At 71.9% G+C, this 18,555-nt stretch carries 15 protein-coding genes; 3 read left to right on the top strand and 12 right to left on the bottom strand.

Translation table 11 applies throughout. The features are described from left to right. Positions 1-144: 144 nt before the first annotated feature. On the top strand, positions 145-888 hold the full coding sequence (locus OG202_RS09560) for a GntR family transcriptional regulator (RefSeq protein ID WP_326584138.1): 744 nt from the start codon (positions 145-147) through the stop codon (positions 886-888). Positions 889-901: 13 nt separating this feature from the next. Here the strand turns inward: OG202_RS09560 and OG202_RS09565 are convergent, their stop codons facing one another. The 6 genes from OG202_RS09565 to rpe all read right to left on the bottom strand — a co-directional run bounded on the left by OG202_RS09565 (position 902) and on the right by rpe (position 7,227). Continuing rightward, positions 902-1,354: an Lrp/AsnC family transcriptional regulator gene (locus OG202_RS09565; RefSeq protein ID WP_327730596.1), complete on the bottom strand. Its 453-nt coding sequence runs from the start codon at positions 1,352-1,354 to the stop codon at positions 902-904. Positions 1,355-1,364: 10 nt separating this feature from the next. Continuing rightward, positions 1,365-2,894 carry an amino acid permease gene (locus OG202_RS09570; protein ID WP_327730595.1) on the bottom strand — a complete coding sequence of 510 codons (1,530 nt, stop codon included), beginning with the start codon at positions 2,892-2,894 and terminating at the stop codon, positions 1,365-1,367. 355 nt (positions 2,895-3,249) lie between these two features. After that, on the bottom strand, positions 3,250-4,692 hold the full coding sequence (locus tag OG202_RS09575) for a GuaB1 family IMP dehydrogenase-related protein (protein ID WP_327730594.1): 1,443 nt from the start codon (positions 4,690-4,692) through the stop codon (positions 3,250-3,252). 131 nt (positions 4,693-4,823) lie between these two features. Continuing rightward, on the bottom strand, positions 4,824-5,177 hold the full coding sequence (locus tag OG202_RS09580) for a barstar family protein (RefSeq protein WP_327730593.1): 354 nt from the start codon (positions 5,175-5,177) through the stop codon (positions 4,824-4,826). Positions 5,178-5,359: 182 nt separating this feature from the next. Next, positions 5,360-6,403, bottom strand: coding sequence for a sugar-binding transcriptional regulator (locus tag OG202_RS09585; RefSeq protein ID WP_326584134.1), 1,044 nt, complete (start codon positions 6,401-6,403; stop codon positions 5,360-5,362). 137 nt (positions 6,404-6,540) lie between these two features. Next, positions 6,541-7,227: a ribulose-phosphate 3-epimerase gene (rpe, locus tag OG202_RS09590; protein ID WP_326584133.1), complete on the bottom strand. Its 687-nt coding sequence runs from the start codon at positions 7,225-7,227 to the stop codon at positions 6,541-6,543. A gap of 161 nt (positions 7,228-7,388) precedes the next feature. Here rpe and OG202_RS09595 point away from each other — a divergent pair, with 161 nt between their 5' ends. Continuing rightward, a complete protein-coding gene (locus OG202_RS09595) occupies positions 7,389-9,563 on the top strand; it encodes an MMPL family transporter (protein ID WP_327730592.1) in 2,175 nt (724 codons plus the stop codon). 15 nt (positions 9,564-9,578) lie between these two features. On the opposite strand, the gene OG202_RS09600 is transcribed toward OG202_RS09595, so the two are convergent. After that, positions 9,579-11,009 carry an RsmB/NOP family class I SAM-dependent RNA methyltransferase gene (locus tag OG202_RS09600; protein ID WP_328222604.1) on the bottom strand — a complete coding sequence of 477 codons (1,431 nt, stop codon included), beginning with the start codon at positions 11,007-11,009 and terminating at the stop codon, positions 9,579-9,581. Positions 11,010-11,135: 126 nt separating this feature from the next. Continuing rightward, positions 11,136-12,068, bottom strand: coding sequence for a methionyl-tRNA formyltransferase (gene fmt / locus OG202_RS09605; RefSeq protein ID WP_326584130.1), 933 nt, complete (start codon positions 12,066-12,068; stop codon positions 11,136-11,138). A 354-nt stretch (positions 12,069-12,422) separates the two neighbouring features. Between fmt and OG202_RS09610 the strand changes: the two genes are divergently transcribed. Next, positions 12,423-13,040, top strand: a complete 618-nt coding sequence (locus OG202_RS09610; protein WP_328222605.1) for a hypothetical protein — start codon at positions 12,423-12,425, stop codon at positions 13,038-13,040. 85 nt (positions 13,041-13,125) lie between these two features. Here the strand turns inward: OG202_RS09610 and OG202_RS09615 are convergent, their stop codons facing one another. The 4 genes from OG202_RS09615 to rpoZ all read right to left on the bottom strand — a co-directional run bounded on the left by OG202_RS09615 (position 13,126) and on the right by rpoZ (position 18,527). Then, positions 13,126-15,318, bottom strand: a complete 2,193-nt coding sequence (locus tag OG202_RS09615) for a primosomal protein N' (protein ID WP_327730590.1) — start codon at positions 15,316-15,318, stop codon at positions 13,126-13,128. 177 nt (positions 15,319-15,495) lie between these two features. Continuing rightward, positions 15,496-16,704, bottom strand: coding sequence for a methionine adenosyltransferase (gene metK, locus OG202_RS09620; protein ID WP_326584127.1), 1,209 nt, complete (start codon positions 16,702-16,704; stop codon positions 15,496-15,498). 240 nt (positions 16,705-16,944) lie between these two features. Next, entirely contained in the window at positions 16,945-18,147 is a 1,203-nt protein-coding gene (gene coaBC, locus OG202_RS09625; protein WP_327730589.1) for a bifunctional phosphopantothenoylcysteine decarboxylase/phosphopantothenate--cysteine ligase CoaBC, read from the bottom strand. A 110-nt stretch (positions 18,148-18,257) separates the two neighbouring features. Then, positions 18,258-18,527, bottom strand: a complete 270-nt coding sequence (gene rpoZ / locus OG202_RS09630) for a DNA-directed RNA polymerase subunit omega (RefSeq protein ID WP_005485492.1) — start codon at positions 18,525-18,527, stop codon at positions 18,258-18,260. Positions 18,528-18,555 lie beyond the last annotated feature (28 nt).

Genomic DNA, 18,555 nt, shown 5'->3' on the forward strand with positions numbered 1-18,555 from the left:
CATATCACGCGCGTAAACTCCGGCGAAATACTCGTGCACGTGTTCCGCACCATCACCGGTCGATCAACTGGCTCGGTAGTTTCCTCGCCACCTCATTAGGCTGGCCGTGCTGTGCACAGCGGGCTACCGGGATGCGGAGGGACCATGGCGGCGCGACACGAGGAGATCGCCGAGGCACTGCGGCGGGCGATCGACCGTGAGGACTACACGGTGGGGAGTCTGCTGCCCCCCGAGACCGAACTCGCGGCCCGCTACGGCGTCTCGCGCGGCACCGTCCGTCAGGCGGTGGCGACCCTGACCGCCGAGGGCCTCATCGGCTCACGCCAGGGCGCCCGCCGGGTGGTTCTGGCCGGCCGCCGCAGCCAGAGCTTCGCCGAGTTGCGCAGCTTCGCCCAGTGGGCGCGCGCGATGGGCCGCGAGGCGACGGGCCGGGTGATCGCCCAGGAGTACCGGACCGCCGGCGCCGAGGACCGCGTACGCCTCCAGCTCACCCCGGGCGCCCGCGTCCTGCACGTGCTGCGCCTGCGCGGTCTCGACGGCCGGCCCGTCCTGCTGGAGCGCACGGTCTACGCCGACTGGATCTCCCCGGCCGTCGAGCCCATCGAGGCGGACTGTCCCTCGGTCACCCAGCGCCTGCTCGACGACACGGGCCTGGTCTTCGCCTACGGCGAGCACATCATCGACGCCGTGGCCGCCGGCGCCCAGGACGCCGAGTTCCTGGCCGTGCGCCGCACGAGCCCCCTCCTGCGCGTCCGGCGCGTCACCACCACCCGCGAGGGCCGCCCGGTGGAATGGTCCGACGACCGCTACCGCCCGGACGCGGTGAGCTTCAGCGTGCACAACTCGATAGGGAACAACGCGCTGGCGAGGAAGACCGCGGCTCCCTGAGAGGCGCGCCCTCTCAGGCGGGCGCCCCGGAGGAGAACCGCCGCAGCAAGGGCGACAGCACCAGCACGGACTTCGTCCGCTCGACGAACGGCTCCCCGGCTATCCGCTCCAGCACCCGCTCGAAGTGCCGCATGTCCGAGGCGAAGACCTGCACCACGGCATCGGCTTCCCCCGTGACCGTCGACGCCGCGACGACCTCCTGATACCGCTCCAGCCCCCGCTGGATCGTCTCCGGCGACGTGTTCCGCCGGCAGTAGATCTCGACGAACCCCTCGGTCTCCCACCCGAGCGCGGCGGGGTCCACCCGAACCGTGAAACCGGTGATCGCCCCGGTCGCCCGGAGCCGGTCCACCCGCCGCTTGACCGCGGGCGCGGACAGCCCGACGAGGTGGCCGATGTCGGAGTAGGAACGGCGGGCGTCCTCGGCGAGGGCGTGCACGATGCGTTCGTCGAGATCGTTCAGCACTGCGGGTGGATCACTTCTCTGGAGTCGACGGAGCCGATGGGGACGAGGGAGTCGATGAGGACGAGGGAGCCGAAGGGGTCGAGGGGATCGCGAGACGCGAACGGCGATAGCCGTAACTGAAGTAGAACACGAGCCCGACGGCCATCCAGACCCCGAAGACGACCCAGGTGACGGTGTCGAGGCTGCCCATCATCCAGACGCAGAACGCGAATCCCACCGCGGGCAGCACCGGCGACAACGGCACCCGGAACGTGCGCGGCATCTCCGGCCGGGTCCGCCGCAGCACCACGACGGCCACGTTGACCAGCGCGAACGCGAACAACGTGCCGATGCTCGTCGCGTCCGCGAGCTGCCCCAGCGGAATCGCGGCGGCGAGCACACCGCAGAACAGCGAAACGATCACGGTGTTGACGCGCGGCGTCCCGGTCCTCGGGTGCACGCGCGAGAACACCTTGGGCACGAGCCCGTCCCGGGACATGGCGAACAGGATGCGGGTCTGCCCGTACAGCACGGTCAGCACCACACTCGCGATGGCGATGACGGCCCCGGCCGCCAGCAGCGTCCCCCAGAACGCGTCCCCGGTGACGTCCTTCATGATCCCGGCGAGCGCCGCCTCGGACTCGCCGAACCGCTCCCAGGGCCGCGCCCCGATCGCGACGGCGGCGACCAGCACGTACAGCGCGGTCACGATGACCAGCGAGAGCATGATCGCGCGAGGCAGATCGCGCTGCGCGTTCTTCGCCTCCTCGCCGGCGGTCGAGGCCGCGTCGAACCCGATGTACGAGAAGAAGAGCGTCGCCCCGGCCGCACTCACACCGGCCATGCCGAGCGGCATGAAGTTCTCGTAGTTGCCGGACCGGAAGCCCTGCAGGCCGATGAGGCAGAAGAGCAGCAGGGCGGCGATCTTCACCACGACCATGATCGTGTTGGCCCGGGCGGACTCCCGGGCGCCACCCAGCAGAAACGCCATCGCGAGGAGCACGACGATCAGCGCGGGCAGGTTGAAGACGCCCCCGTCGCCGGGCGGTGCGGACAGCGCGGCCGGGATGGTGACGCCCAGGGTCCCGTCCAGCAGCTCGTTGAGGTACTCGCCCCAGCCGACGGCGACGGCCGACACCGAGACGCCGTACTCCAGGACCAGACACCAGCCGCAGACCCACGCGACCAGCTCGCCCATCGTTGCGTACGTGTACGAGTACGAGGAGCCGGAGACCGGGATGGTACCGGCCAGCTCCGCGTACGACAGGGCCGAGAACAGCGCGGTGAGGCCGGCGATCACGAAGGAGAGGGTGACGGCGGGCCCGGCCTTGGGGACCGCCTCGCCGAGGACGACGAAGATGCCGGTGCCGAGCGTGGCGCCGATGCTGATCATCGTCAGCTGCCACAGCCCGAGGGACCGCCGCAGCGACCCTCCTTCACCCTGGCCCCCCTCCGCGACCAGGCGTTCCACGGGCTTGCGGCGCATCAGCCGCGCCCCGACGCCTCCGGACGGCGGGGCCGGCTGATTCTCATGCTGCGGGGGTGCGCCTTGGTCGAGCACGCGTGGCTCCTTCATCGCTGCCGGTCAGGGCGGGTGAGGACCGACGGCACCGAACAGCAGGGGCCACCGAGCAGGAGGTCCCCGCCACGCCACGTACAGCGCATGACCCTATGAGCCAGAGCTTCACAAGCGTAATGCGGCAACCTTGCGCATCCACGCAAGATCGTTGCGTGCATGGAACGACGGCGCAGCTTCGTTGCACGGCCCCTTGAAAGCCTTGCGCCACGCCGGCGGGGTCAGGGGCGCGGGGCCGCATTCGCCATGCGGCTCCGCCGCGTGGGCGCGACCAGCCACACCGAACCCGCACCCGCACCCGCACCCGCCGACGCGTCGCTCCCCCGAGCTCGAAGGCGCCCTAACTCCAGCTGGCGTGCAGCGGCTTGCCTTCCGCGTACCCGGCCGCACTCTGAATCCCCACGACGGCCCGCTCCGCGAACTCCTCCAGCGACCCGGCCCCGGCATACGTGCACGACGACCGAACCCCCGCGATGACCGAGTCGATCAGGTCCTCGACTCCCGGCCGTGCCGGATCCAGGTACATCCGCGACGTGGAGATGCCCTCCTCGAACAACGCCTTGCGCGCGCGGTCGTAGGCCGACTCCTCGCTCGTACGGTTGCGCACGGCACGCGCCGACGCCATCCCGAAGGACTCCTTGTACAGCCGCCCGTCGGCGTCCTGCTGGAGGTCCCCCGGCGATTCGTACGTCCCCGCGAACCACGACCCGATCATCACGTTCGACGCGCCCGCCGCCAAGGCCATGGCGACATCGCGGGGGTGCCGCACCCCGCCGTCGGCCCACACGTGCTTTCCGTACTTCTTCGCCTCGGCCGCGCACTCCAGGACCGCGGAGAACTGCGGCCGTCCGACCCCGGTCATCATGCGGGTGGTACACATCGCACCCGGTCCGACACCGACCTTGACGATGTCCGCGCCCGCCTCGATCAGGTCCCGCACACCCTCGGCGGCGACGATGTTGCCGGCCACGATCGGCACCCGGGGGGCGAGGTCGCGCACCAGCTTGATCGCGTTGATCATCGACTCCTGGTGGCCGTGCGCGGTGTCGATGACGAGGGTGTCGACGCCCGCGTCGAGCAGCTGCTTGGCCTTGCCCTCGAAGTCGCCGTTGACCCCGACGGCGGCGGCGACGCGGAGCTTGCCGCTCGCGTCCACGGCGGGGGTGTACAGCGTGGCCCGGAGCGCGCCCTTGCGGGTGAGGATGCCGGCGAGGCGGCCGTCCTTGTCGACCGCGGGCGCGTACCGGCGGTTGGCCGCGTCGAGCCGGTTGAAGGCCTCGCGCGGGTCGATGTCGGCGTCCAGGAGCAGCAGGTCCCGGGACATGACGACTTCGAGCTGGGTGAAGCGGTCGACGCCGGTCAGGTCCGCGTCGGTGACGACACCGACGGGCCGGAGCGCCTCGTCGACGACGACGCCCGCGTTGTGCGCCCGCTTCGGCAGCAGGGCCAGCGCGTCGGCGACCGTCTGGTGCGGGTTCAGCACGATCGGGGTGTCGAGGACCAGGTGGCGGCTCTTCACCCAGGAGATGACGTCGGTGACGACCTCGTTCGGGATGTCCTGCGGGATGACCACCAGCCCGCCGCGGCGGGCGACCGTCTCGGCCATACGGCGGCCGGCGATGGCGGTCATGTTCGCGACGACGAGCGGGATGGTGGTGCCCGTGCCGTCCGGGGAGGCCAGGTCCACCTGCTGCCGCGATCCGACGGCGCTGCGGCTCGGGACCATGAAGACGTCGTCGTACGTCAGGTCGTACGCGGGCTGGATGTCATTGAGGAAACGCACGTGCCGCACATCCCGGTCGATCAGAGGTGACCCCCTGACAGGACCGCCAGGGGGAAGAGCACGTACTTCATTGTCCCATGTCGGCAGGTATGAGCGGCCCCGACGGATCGTCCTAAGGGGCGGTGGGCGGCCTAGGAGGATCCTCCGAGAGCGAGCACGATCCGCAGCTCGGTGCCGGTGCCGTTCCAGTGGTCGGCGGCGTCGGCGAACACCTCGCGCGCGAGGTGCCAGTCGCTCGGCTGGGCCCTCGCGTACTCCTGCCAGCCGGTGACCTCGACGAGGCGTCCCCGTACCGGCGGCGACCACGACAGGTCGGTGAGGCAGTCGGCGAGGGCGTCCCAGTTGCGGCCGAAGAACTCGGGCAGGTCGAAGGCGCGGGCACAGCGGTCCATGAAGGCGGGTTTGTCCGTGACCCCGCCCAGCTCCAGCTCGATGTGCGCCCAGCCGCCGACCGCCAGCACCTCGGCGAGTGTGCCGTCACTCATCTCCACACCCATCCCGCACGCCTCGTACTCATCAGGGACCGCTCAGGAACCGCGCCCCGTGAGGGGCGCGGGGCCGCATTCGACATGCGGCTCCGCCGCGTGGGCGCGACCAGCCACGACGAAGCCGCGGCGATCCCCCGCCCCCACCCGACCACGCACCCCACCGGCCACCCGGCGGAGCGCTACGGCCCGTCCGGGTCCGCCCGGTTGAGCGCCGGCCGCGGCGTCTGGCCGGCCGTCAGCAGGGAGTCCGCCGCGGAGGTGTCGGTGACGAGGCTGGTCACCAGCCCCGACCGCAGCACGGCGTCGATCGCGGCCGCCTTGCGCTGCCCGCCCGCGATCGCGACGACCTCGGGGATACGGCGGAGCTGGTCGGCCTTGACCGTGATGCACCGCTCGCCGAGGTCACGCCCGACACGGCGGCCGTCGGCGTCGAAGAGGTGCGCGGACATCTCGGCGGCGACACCGAGGGAGGCGTAGTGGCCGCGCTCCTCGTCGCTGAGCATGTCGTGCACCGTCGAGATGCCCGCCTCCCAGGAGCCGATGGAGACACAGGCGACCGTGACCTTGTCGAAGTACTCGAAGGCCCGCGCGATGCCGGTCTGGTGGCGCAGCGCGGCCGCGGTGGCCGCGTCCGGCAGCAGCATCGGCGCGTAGATGGGGTGGGCGTCGCCGCCCGACACCTGCGCGGCCCGCCGTACCGCCTCGACCGAGCCGCGCTCGGCGGTCCCGGCGTCGTACACACCCGTCAGCTGCACCACCGTGCAGGGCGGCAGCCGGTCCAGGGCGGCCGCCATGTGGATGGTGGAGCGGCCCCAGGCGAGACCGAGGACGTCGCCCTCGTTGACCAGTTCGCCGAGCAGGTCTGCGGCGACCTCGCCGAGGTTCTCCGGGTCGGGCGACTCCTCGGCGTCCGCCGGGGACTCGACGACCACGGCGTGCCGAAGGCCGTAACGGGCGCGGAGCGCGTCGGAACGGTCCGCGTCCAACTCCGCGGGGACGCGGATCTCGATACGTACGAGATCCCGTTCGAGGGCGGTCTCCAGAACCCGGGCCACCTTGAAGCGGCTGACGCCGAACTCCTCGGCGATCTGGATCTTGGACTTGCCCTCGAGGTAGAAGCGACGAGCCATGGCCGCCGCCTGAACCAGCTCAGCGGGTCCCATCCGCATGGCTGACCGGCCCGCCGACATACCCGACACGGTCATCTCCTCACTGCTCTTCACACATGGATACGTCGTTCATCCTTGCAGATCCGACGTTTTCGATCAGCCCGAAGGAAAGTCGTTCACGTTCCCTTGGCTCTCTGGACGCACGACGTGCCCCGCCCGCCTCGGCGTTCGCACGGCCGTTCCTCCGTGACTCAGTGGCCGCAGGCCCAGCCGGCGGTCGCCGTGGCGGCCTCCGCCCGGGCCCGCAACGCGCGCACGGCCTCGGCCGGGTCCTCCGCCCCGTAGACCGCGGAACCCGCGACGAAGACGTCGGCGCCCGCCTCGGCGCAGCGCTCGATGGTGGACTCGGCGACCCCGCCGTCGACCTGGAGCCACAGGTCGAGGCCGTGCTTGCTGATCAACTCGCGGGTTCGGCGGATCTTGGGGAGCATGATGTCGAGAAAGGCCTGGCCTCCGAAGCCCGGTTCGACCGTCATGATCAGCACCATGTCGAGCTCGGGCAGCAGGTCCTCGAACGGCTCGATCGGTGTCGCGGGCCTGAGCGCCATGGAGGCCTTGGCTCCCTTGGCCCGGATCTCGCGGGCGAGCCGCACCGGTGCGGCAGCCGCCTCGACATGGAAGGTGACGGAACCGGCACCCGCTTCCACGTACTGGGGCGCCCACCGATCGGGGGCCTCGATCATCAGATGGCAGTCCAGCGGCGTCCGAGTCGCACGGGCCAGGGACTCCACGACCGGCACACCGAGCGTGAGGTTCGGGACGAAATGGTTGTCCATCACGTCTACATGGAGCCAGTCGGCCCCTTCCACCGCCTTCGCCTCGTCGGCGAGACGGGCGAAGTCGGCGGACAGGATGCTTGGGTTGATCTGCGCGGCCATGGAGCAAGCCTCCCATGTCCAGCGGGGCTTGCGGGCATCGGTCCAGAATGGGCACGGTGGTACGTCGGCTGCGGGCCGCCTTCCGCCGAGCGCGCCCACGGGCCGAAGCCGCGGATGTCACCGCCCCGCGCCCCCCACGGAACCCGGTTGTGGGGGTGGCCATGACAGGGAACCGAGGCATCGCGCACCTCGTGTGCGGGCGGCGTGCCAAGTGGGTCGTCCTGGTGCTGTGGCTGGTGACGCTCTTCCTGACCGCGCCGTTCGCGACCAAGCTCACCGACGCCCAGGACAACGACGCGGCCTCCTGGCTGCCGGGCTCGGCCGAGTCCACGCAGGTCCTGGAGATCTCCGAAGGCTTCCGGCCCGAGCAGATCCCCGCCGTCGTCGTCTACGCCCGGGAGAGCGGCCTCACGGCCGAGGACCGGACGCGGATCGAGGAGGACGTACGGGAGCTCAAGCAGCTGACCGACCACGGGATCATCGGCGCCCAGACCCGCGGCCCCGTCTACGACCGTGCGACCGACCCGAGGGCCGCGCAGGTCTATGTACCGATCACGATGGACGAGAAGGGGTGGGAGCGGATCGCGCCGGCGGTGGACTCGATCCGGGAGTCCTCCGGGGAGGGCGGCGGCGGACTGTCCGTGCACATCACGGGTCCGGGCGGTACGTCCGCCGACTTCTCCGAGGCCTTCGAGGGCATCGACTCCACGCTGCTGCTGTCCGCGATGGCCGTCGTCATCGTGATGCTCCTGCTCACCTACCGCAGTCCGACCCTCATCCTGGTCCCACTGCTCGCGGTCATCGCCGCCCTGTTCACGGCCCAGGCCCTGATCTACCTGCTGGCGGAGCACACCGGCTTGACCGTGAACGGCCAGAGCGCGGGCATCCTCACCGTCCTCGTCTTCGGCGCGGGCACCGACTACGCCCTGCTGCTCGTGGCCCGCTACCGCGAGGAACTGCGCCGCCACGAGGACCGTCACGAGGCGATGGCCCTCGCCCTGCACCGGGCGGGTCCGGCGGTGCTGGCGTCCGGCGCGACGGTCGTCCTGAGCATGCTGGTGCTGCTGGCCGCCGAGATGAACTCCACCAGCGGTCTGGGCCCGGTGGCGGCCATCGGCGTCGCGGTCGCCCTGCTCGCGATGATGACGTTGTTCCCCGCCCTGCTGGTGATCTGCGGCCGCTGGATCTTCTGGCCGGTGATCCCGCACTTCGGCAGCGCCGACCCGACCGAGCACGGCGTATGGGCCCGCATGGGCCGTCGTTTCTCCCGCCGCCCCCGTACGGTCTGGGTCGCCACGGCGGCCGCCCTCGCCCTGTGCTCGCTCGGGCTGATCCAGCTCCGCGCGGAGGGCATCGGCAACGCGGACGCCTTCACCGGAAAACCGGACTCGATCGTCGGCCAGGAGGTCTCCGCACGCTACTTCCCGGCAGGCAGCGGCGACCCTCTCGTGATCATCAGCAACCAGGCGCAGGCCCGGGAGGTGGGCCGCACCGTCGCCGACACGGAAGGCGTCGTGGCGGACTCGCTCCGCCTGCCACCCGGCACGAAACCCGCCCACGAGGGCCAGGTCCTCTTCGAAGCCACCATGTCCGACCCCGCCGACAGCGAGGCCGCGAAGCAGACCGTGGAACGGGTCCGCGACGCCGTCCACGACGTGCCGGACGCCGACGCCCAGGTGGGCGGCGGTACGGCGGCGCTGCTGGACATGGACGAGGCGACGACCCACGACAACATCCTGATCATCCCGCTGGTGCTGCTCGTGGTCCTGCTGATCCTCTGTGCGCTGCTCCGCGCCCTGATCGCCCCGCTCCTGCTGGTCGGGACGGTCATCCTGTCCTTCGCCGCCGCGCTGGGCATCAGCGCGCTCGCCTTCCGGTACCTGTTCGACTACGCGGGCGAGACGACCGACTTCCCGCTGTTCGTCTTCGTGTTCCTGGTCGCCCTGGGCATCGACTACAACATCTTCCTGACCACCCGTATCCGCGAGGAGGCCGCCCACCAGGGCACCCGTAAGGCCGTGGTGACGGGCCTCGCGACGACCGGCGCGGTGATCACCTCGGCCGGCCTGGTCCTCGCCGGCACCTTCGCCGCCCTCGGCACACTGCCCATGGTCGCCTTCGCCGAGATCGGCTTCGCGGTGGCCCTGGGCGTCCTCCTGGACACCTTCATCGTGCGATCCGTGCTGGTCACGGCCCTGTTCATGGACGTCGGACCGAAGGTGTGGTGGCCACACCGGCTGGCCCACGAGGACGGCGGCGCCCCGCCGCCACCGAAGGAACCTGCGGGCAGCACTGCCGGTCCGGGCGGGGAGGGGCCCGTGGGGTCGGGCCGCTAGTAGAAGGCCCATGAGCTACGCGACCCGGCGGATGAGGGCCAGGTACATGGCATCCGTCCCGTGCAGATGCGGCCACAGCTGCACATCGGGCCCCTCGCCCAGCGCCGGTACGCCCTCCAGCAGGGGCCGCGCGTCGATGAGGTCGGCCGCGTCGCCGTACTGCTTGAGCACGTCGTCGACGACCGCACGGGTCTCGGCGAGGTGGGGCGAGCAGGTCGCGTAGCCGACGACACCGCCGACCCGCACGGATTCCAGCGCGGTCCGCAGCAGCGCGCGCTGGAGCGGGGCGAACCCCTCCAGGTCCTCGGGCCGGCGCCGCCAACGGGCCTCGGGGCGCCGCCGCAGGGCCCCCAGCCCCGTACAGGGCACGTCCATCAGCACCCGGTCGAACATTCCCGGCCGCCAGGGCGGACGGGTGCCGTCGGCGGCGATCACCTGATACGGCCCCGGATTGCCGTGCAGCGCCTTCGCGACCAGCCCGGCCCGGTGCGGCTGCTTCTCGGACGCCAGCAGCACGGCCCCCCGCTCGGCGGCGAGGGCGGCGAGCAGCGCGGCCTTGCCGCCGGGCCCGGCGCACCCGTCGAGCCACACCTTGTCGCGCCCCTCCACCGGGGCGCTCGCGAGGGCGAGCGCCACGAGCTGGCTGCCCTCGTCCTGCACACCCGCACGGCCTTCCCGTACGGCGTCCACGGCGCCCGGTTCCCCGCCTTCGGAGAGCCGCACGGCGTACGGCGACCAGCGCCCCGCCACCGCGGCCTCCTCCCGGAGCAGTTCCTCGGTGGTGGCCCGTCCGGGCCGGGCGACGAGCGTGACCTCGGGCCGCTCGTTGTCGGCCTCCAGCAGGTCCTCGATGCCGGCGCGCCCGCCGCCGAGGGAGTCCCACAGGGCGGAGACGACCCAGCGCGGATGCGAGTGCACGACGGCCAGGTGATCCTCCGGATCGTCGTCGTAGGGCGGCGCGACCCGCTCCAGCCAGCCGTCGAGATCGTGCGCCGCGATCTTGCGCAGCACGGCGTTCACGAACTTGGCCCGTCCGTCCCCGAGCACGACCCGCGCGAGGTCGACCGAGGCGGACACGGCGGCATGGGTGGGGATCCGTGTCCCCAGCAGCTGATGCGCCCCGAGGCTCAGCACATCGAGCACCGGCGGGTCGACCTCACGCAACGGCCGGTCCACACACGCGGCGATGACCGCGTCGTACGTCCCCTGCCACCGCAGCGTTCCGTACACCAGCTCGGTCGCCAGCGCCGCGTCCCGTCCGTCGAACTTGTCGGGCCCCTCCTTCTCCCGGGCCCTGCGCAGCAGCGGTGGCAGAACGAGGTTCGCGTACGCGTCCCGTTCGTCCACGGCCCTGAGCGCCTCGAAGGCGAGCATACGGACGGGGTCCTTCTGAGGACGGCGGTACGGCTTGCCCGGCTTGTGCGGACGACGGGACTGCTCACTCACGAAAAAGGTGCTCCGGATACGGGACGAGATACCGAGCCCAGGGTACGCCGCGCGGACGAACCGCCGGGCGTGGGCCACCTGGGCCTGCGGGCATGGTGATGGGGTCTGTCGGGCGTCGGTCCCCGGTCAGTCTCCGACGGACTCGCCGGAGTCGATCCGCACTCCGCGCGCCCAGTCGGCGGCCCGCATCGGCTTCTTGCCCTGCGCCTGCACCCAGAGCAGCTCCACGGCGTACGACCCGGTCCCGACGTGCACGTTGTTCTTGCCGGCGTCGAGCGCGCCCGGCGCGAGATCGGTCCGCGCGGGCACCGGTACGACGTGGATGAGCTTCAGCCGCTCACCGCGGAAGGTCGTCCAGGCGCCCGGCGCGGGCGTGCAGCCGCGCACGACCCGGTCCACGCGCAGCGCGGGAGCGGCCCAGTCGATCCGGGCGTCCTCCACGGTGATCTTCGGTGCGAGGGTGATCCCGTCGGCGGGCTGCGGCACGGCCTTCAGGGTCCCGTCCTCGATCCCGTCCATCGTGGCGGAGAGCAGCCCGGATCCCGCGAAGGCGAGCCGGGTCAGCAGATCACCGCTCGTGTCCGTCGGCCGGATCACCTCGGTGACCGTCCCGTACACGGGCCCGGAGTCGAGTCCCTCCTCGATCAGGAAGGTGGACGCCCCGGTGATCTCGTCCCCCGCCATGATCGAGTGCTGTACGGGGGCGGCGCCCCGCCAGGCGGGCAGCAGGGAGAAGTGCAGATTGACCCACCCGTGGGCGGGCACGTCCAGGGCGACCCGAGGCAGCAGGGCCCCGTAGGCGACGACAGGACAGCAGTCGGGCGCGATCTCCCGGAGCCGCTCGAGAAAAGCCTCGTCCCGGGGCCGGTTCGGCTTCAGCACCTCGATGCCCGCCTCGTCCGCCCGCTGCGCCACCGGGCTCGCGACCAGCCGCCGCCCCCGTCCCGCCGGCGCGTCCGGCCGCGTCACGACAGCGGCCACCTCATGCCTCCCCGACGCGATCAACGCGTCCAACGCGGGAACAGCGACCTCTGGGGTACCAGCGAAGACAAGCTTCATGGATGACTGACGGCCTCTCGCACGGAAGTTCGTACGCCCCACACGCGACGACGCGGGACAACACACCAGTCTATGCCGCGACGCACCGACCGCCGCAGCCGCCAACGGCGTTCGGCCCCCACGGGAAACCCGCATTTCCGTGAGAGGGAGTAACGGGCGGTGCGCGGGTGGAAGACCCGGTCAGAGCCCAGTGGCAGCAGGGGCGCACCCCCACCCACGCGCCCCACGCATATGCCCCCGCGCCCCCACCCCGTTACCAGCGGAGCGAATTCGCGTTGGTCAAGAAAGAGTTGACCACTACGGGCCGCAATCGCGGCACCTCCCCTTTTCAACGCCGGTTCGAGAGGCTTGTTCATGGCCGACCACGCAACCCACGACGCCCAGGCTCGGGCCAGCCTGCACTTGCTGGTGCGGGACATCGAGCGGGTCCGCCGGCAGGTGGACGCACTGCGCACCCTCACCGCCCAACTGGGCAACGTCTACCGCCCGCGCCGCTCCGGCCCCTCCACGGGCTTCGTCGTCTACGGACGCGCCCCCGCCCCGACCGTCCGCCTCGCCCAGGAGTTGCGGGACAGTGTCGAGACCCTGGTCACGGCCGCCGTCGACTTCGACCGCTCACTCGGCTTCTCGTGGGACGCGGTGGGCTCGGCCCTCGGGGTCACCAAACAGGCCGTACACCGCCGTTACGGTGCCCGCCGCGCCGCCGCCCAGGCCGCCGCGGATGCCGAACGCACGGGTGACCCCCAGAGCAGCCGCACCGTCAACGTCGGCTCCGGCATCCCCACGGTCCCTGCGGCCCGCTCGATGCCCGCCCCGATGCCCGCCCCGATTCCGGCCCCGGTTCCGGCCCCGGTTCCGGCCCCGGTTCCGGCCCCGGTGCCCGCGCAAATGCCGACCCAGCCGACAGCGGGCAGCCCCACCCTCCGCGACGACGTGAGACCCACGGCCTTCCCCGGCCCGCGCAACGGCTGACCTGTCTGCCTCCCGGTGTCCGACCGGGAGGCAGTCGCATGTCGCCGGGGCTCCCGGCCGCCACCCCGCCCGCAGCCGGGGCCACTCACCCGATGTCCAACGGATCCACCCGAATCCGCACCCGCGCCCCCTCGCTGACCCCACGCGCCATACGCGCCGCCTGCGCGCTCTTCAACGCAGCGGCCAACGCCGCCCCACTCCCCGGCGGCACCCGGATCAACGCCCGCTCCCCTTGCTCCCCCCTGGGGGGCGCACCCGGCCTCCGCGCCCCCCCGGCCTCCGCGGCAGCCCCGGCACCGGCCCCTGAGACCGGCGGACCGGCCATGGGCACCGGCCCCAACACCTCCGCGTCCGGCGGCAGTTCCACCGCACCCAGAAAATCGACCACGGCCTGGGCCGTCCCGGACACGGCGGCCATCCGCGACACCGGCGGAAACCCCAGCTCGGCCCGCTCGGCGAGTTCCCGCACCGCGTGTCCCACGGGATCCCAGCGCACGAGCGCCTGCACGGGCCGCAGGGTCGGCTCGGCCACCACGACGACCGTGCCACCGGCCCCTTGGTCCCGTACGAGCGCGGCAGCACCGATCCACCGCCGCAGGGCGTCCTCCCCGGCCCGCAGATCGGGCCGTCCGAGCATGGCCCATCCGTCGAGCAGCAGGGCGGCCGCATACCCGCCCTCGGCGACCGGCTCGGCCCCGGGCGTGCTCACCACCAGCGCGGGCGTCCCCGGCACCGTGTCCAGCACATGTTCCCGCCCGGAGGTCCGCACCGGCACGGCGGGAAAGGCCCGCCCCAGCTCCTCGGCGGTCCGCCGCGCTCCCACGACCTGCGCCCGCAGCCGGTAGCCCCCGCACTCGGGGCAGTGCCAGCCGGCCTCCTCCCGCCCGCACCACCCGCACAGCAGGGCCCCGGCGCCGTCCCGGGCCTCCAACGGCCCCGCGCAGTGGCGGCACCGCGCGGGCTCCCGGCACCGCGCACAGGCCATCCGCGGCACGTACCCCCGCCGAGGCACCTGCACGAGCACAGGGCCGTCCCGGAGACCTTCCCTCGCGACCTGCCAGGCGAGACTCGGCAACCGCGCCGCCCGCGCCGCCTCGTCCCGCGCGAGGTCCCCGTCCCCCACGGTCCGCACCAGCGGCGCGGTGGCCCGCACCTGCTCCCGGCCGGCCACGATCGGCGCGGCCCATCCGCTCTCGACGAGCTGGGCGGCCTCGACCGTACAACTCCAACTTCCCAGCAGGAAAGCGCATTTGTCCCGGGAGGCCCGCAGCTCCAGCACCTCCCGCACATGCGGGAAGGGAGCGTTGTCATCGCTGTGACTGGCGTCGCCGTCGTCCCAGACGACGACCAACCCCAGATCCCGCACCGGCGCGAACATGGCCGCCCGTGTACCGACCACGGCCCGCACGGCCCCCCGCCGCACGGCCAGCCATTCGCGGTAGCGCCGCTCCGGACCGGCGTCGGCGGTCAGCAGCGCATGCCGCCCCTCCCCCAGCGACTCCCTGAGCGCCTCGTCGACCCGGGTGGCGGGCCGCCCCGCCGGTACGACGACGAGCGCCCCCCGCCCCGACGCCAGCGTCGCCCGCACGGCCCGCGCGATCTCCTCGGCCCATTCCGGCCCCGGCAACGCGGTCCACACGGCCCGGGGCGCGCCCCCGCCGGCCAGCGCCCGCAAGAACCCCTCACCGCGCCCGTACCGCAGCCACGTCCCGGGCTCGGGTGCGGCGGGCGGGGGCGGCGGTCCGCCCATCTCCACGGCCTCCGCCCGGCCGTGCCGAGGTGGAACGGCCAGCTGCAGCACGTCCGCGAGGCTCCCCGCATACCGGTCCGCCACGGCCCGCGCCAGCCCCAACAGCTCGGGGCCCAGCACCGGCTCCGGCGACACCACCTGCGCGAGCGCGGCCAACGGTCCCGCGTAGTCCGACTCCGCGACCCGCTCGACGAGAAACCCGTCGATCAGTGAGCCGCCCTCTCGCCGCCCGTTCCTGACATTCCGCCCCCCGGCCCCGAACCGCACCCGCACCCGCACCCCGGGCTGGGCGACGGCGTCCAGCTCCTCCGGCACCGCGTAGTCGAAGTACCGGTCGAGATGCAGCACACCCTTGTCGACCAGCACCCGAGCGACCGGCAGCTCCTTCGCCAGCGCCGCCCCCCGCCAGGTCCGCGGCTTGGCCCGCGGCACCTTGGCCTTCCGCACGGCCTCCCGGACGAGCGCGAGCTGCTCCGGCTCCGCGTCACCCGGCGCGCCGCCGCCCCTCGTCCCGTCCTCGCTGCTCACGCTTGCATTCTTACCAAACCCCGCTGACAACCGACGCCGCCCGAGATCGCAGCGGACTCCGCGGGCACCTCGTGGGCAGTCGGCCGTCCGACAGCCGGAGAGCCGATGAACGCGGCGAGGCCCGGCGCCCCCGAAAGGGACACCGGGCCTCGCCGGAGAACCGAAGTGCCGTGGGCCTTACAGCCCCGCGGCCTTGCGCAGCGCCTCGACCCGGTCCGTGCGCTCCCAGGTGAACTCGGGGAGCTCGCGGCCGAAGTGACCGTACGCGGCGGTCTGGCCGTAGATCGGACGGAGCAGGTCGAGGTCGCGGATGATGGCGGCCGGGCGGAGGTCGAAGACCTCGTCGATGGCCTTCTCGATCCGGTCGGTGTCGACCTTGGCCGTACCGAAGGTCTCGACGAAGAGACCGACCGGCTCGGCCTTGCCGATCGCGTACGCCACCTGGACCTCGCAGCGCGAGGCGAGGCCGGCCGCGACGACGTTCTTGGCGACCCAGCGCATCGCGTAGGCGGCGGAGCGGTCGACCTTGGAGGGGTCCTTGCCGGAGAAGGCGCCGCCGCCGTGGCGGGCCATGCCGCCGTAGGTGTCGATGATGATCTTGCGGCCGGTCAGGCCGGCGTCGCCCATCGGGCCGCCGATCTCGAAGCGTCCGGTCGGGTTGACCAGCAGGCGGTAGCCCTCGGTGTCCAGCTTGATGCCGTCGTCCAGCAGGGCCTTCAGCTCCGGCTCCACCACGAACTCGCGGATGTCGGGGGCGAGGAGGGACTCCAGGTCGATGTCGCTCGCGTGCTGCGAGGAGACGACGACCGTGTCCAGACGGACCGCCTTGTCGCCGTCGTACTCGATGGTGACCTGGGTCTTTCCGTCGGGACGGAGGTAGGGGATCGTGCCGTTCTTGCGGACCTCGGAGAGGCGCTTCGACAGCCGGTGCGCCAGGAAGATCGGCAGCGGCATCAGCGTCGGTGTCTCGTCCGACGCGTAACCGAACATCAGGCCCTGGTCGCCCGCGCCCTGGCGGTCCAGCTCGTCCTCGTCACCTTCGACCCGGTTCTCGTAGGCCGTGTCCACACCCTGCGCGATGTCGGGGGACTGCGCACCGATCGACACCGACACACCGCAGGAGGCGCCGTCGAAGCCCTTCTTCGACGAGTCGTAGCCGATGTCCAGGATGGTGTCGCGCACCAGCTGGGCGATCGGCGCGTACGCCTTGGTCGTGACCTCTCCGGCCACGTGCACGAGGCCGGTCGTGATGAGCGTCTCCACTGCGACGCGGGACGTGGGGTCCTCGCGCAGGAGCGCATCGAGAATGGCATCGCTGATCTGGTCAGCGATCTTGTCGGGGTGACCCTCGGTCACTGACTCCGAGGTGAACAGACGACGGGACACAACGCTCCCTGGGGTTGCAGCGGCTGCTGGCTGATCATTGGCGGACGGGCTCGGGGGCTGCGCCCGGCGTCGTCCGAGAACAGTTTATCGGTCGGGCTCGGCCACCGGCCCACCTGTCTCGCCTCTCGGGAGCTCTGTGACCTGCGGCACGTGCATTCTGCCCAAAGGCCGTAGCTGTCCGCCAGGGTCGCCACACCCCAATGTGCGAGGTTCGGGGCAGACGTGACGCGAATGGCAGCGTCAGTCGAGTCGGCTCAGGACCAGGTCCCACACCGTTTCGGCCAGGGCTTCCTTCGGGCCGTACGGCACCGGTGTCTCACTCCCGTCGGCGCCCAGCACCACGGCCTCGTTCTCCTCGGAACCGAAGGTCTTGCGCTCCCCGACCTCGTTCACCACCAGCAGATCGCACCCCTTGCGTGTCAGCTTGGCGCGGCCGTTGGCGAGGACGTCGTCGGTCTCCGCGGCGAAGCCGACGACCACCTGTCCGGGGCGGGGGCGGTCCGCCGAGATCTCCGCGAGGATGTCCGGATTACGTACCAGGACGATGGGCTCGGGCTCCTGACCGTCCTTCTTCTTGATCTTGCCGGTGACGTACGTCCCGGGGCGGAAGTCGGCCACCGCGGCCGCCATCACCACGACGTCCGCGTCCGGCGCCGCCTTCAGCACCGCCTCACGCAGCTGGACCGCCGTGCCGATCCGGACGACGTCCACGCCCGCGGGGTCCGGCAGCCCGGTGTTGGCCTCGATCAGCGTGACCCGGGCGCCCCGCGCGGCGGCCGTACGGGCCAGTGCGTAGCCCTGCTTGCCGGAGGAGCGGTTGCCGAGGAAGCGGACCGGGTCGAGGGGCTCACGGGTGCCGCCGGCGGTCACGACGACATGCCGGCCGACGAGGTCCGGCTCGGTGACGCCACGAGCCAGCACCCGGCGACAGGTCTCGAAGATCTCCCCGGGGTCCGGCAGCCGGCCCTTGCCGGTGTCGACGCCGGTCAGCCGGCCCACGGCGGGGTCGATGACGAGGGCGCCCCGGCGGCGCAGCGTCGCCACGTTCTCCTGGGTCGCCGGGTGCTCCCACATCTCGGTGTGCATGGCGGGGGCGAAGACGACCGGGCAGCGCGCGGTGAGGAGGGTGTTCGTGAGGAGGTCGTCGGCCAGGCCGTGGGCGGCCTTCGCCAGCATGTCGGCGGTAGCCGGGGCGACGACCACCAGGTCGGCCTCCTGTCCGATGCGGACGTGCGGCACCTCGTGGACGCTCTCCCAGACCTCGGTGGAGACCGGGTTGCCGGAGAGCGCGGACCAGGTGGCGGCGCCGACGAAGTGCAACGCGGAGTCGGTGGGTACGACCCGTACGTCATGCCCGGACTCGGTCAGCCGGCGCAGCAGCTCGCACGCCTTGTAGGCGGCGATCCCACCGCTGACCCCCAGAACGACCTTCGGCTTGCCCACCGGAGCCTCCCCACACTCGGAAACGTACGACCAACTCCATGACACACCACAGGCCCGGCAGGAGCACTGCCGGGCCTGTGGAAAAACCTACCGCGATCTGCAGATAAGACTTACGCGGGGCCCTCGACGGCCTCGGAGGTCAGCAGACCCGCGTTGATCTCGCGCAGGGCGATCGAGAGCGGCTTCTCGTGGACGTGGGTGTCGACGAGGGGACCGACGTACTCGAGGAGACCTTCGCCGAGCTGCGAGTAGTACGCGTTGATCTGGCGGGCACGCTTGGCCGCGTAGATCACGAGGCTGTACTTCGAGTCGGTGGCCTCGAGGAGCTCGTCGATCGGCGGGTTGATGATGCCCTCGGGCGCGGAGATGGAAGAGGACACGCTCTACCTTCCGATGGATGGGAAAAGA

Source organism: Streptomyces sp. NBC_00310 (genome assembly GCF_036208085.1).
Lineage (GTDB): Bacteria > Actinomycetota > Actinomycetes > Streptomycetales > Streptomycetaceae > Streptomyces.

What these genes read in the sequence shown, in the direction of transcription:
- OG202_RS09560 (WP_326584138.1), top strand. Translation starts at nt 145, where the DNA reads ATGGCGGCGCGACACGAGGAGATCGCCGAGGCACTGCGGCGGGCGATC.
- OG202_RS09580 (WP_327730593.1), bottom strand. Translation starts at nt 5,177, where the DNA reads ATGAGTGACGGCACACTCGCCGAGGTGCTGGCGGTCGGCGGCTGGGCG.
- rpe (WP_326584133.1), bottom strand. Translation starts at nt 7,227, where the DNA reads ATGGCCGCGCAGATCAACCCAAGCATCCTGTCCGCCGACTTCGCCCGT.
- OG202_RS09595 (WP_327730592.1), top strand. Translation starts at nt 7,389, where the DNA reads ATGACAGGGAACCGAGGCATCGCGCACCTCGTGTGCGGGCGGCGTGCC.
- fmt (WP_326584130.1), bottom strand. Translation starts at nt 12,068, where the DNA reads ATGAAGCTTGTCTTCGCTGGTACCCCAGAGGTCGCTGTTCCCGCGTTG.
- OG202_RS09610 (WP_328222605.1), top strand. Translation starts at nt 12,423, where the DNA reads ATGGCCGACCACGCAACCCACGACGCCCAGGCTCGGGCCAGCCTGCAC.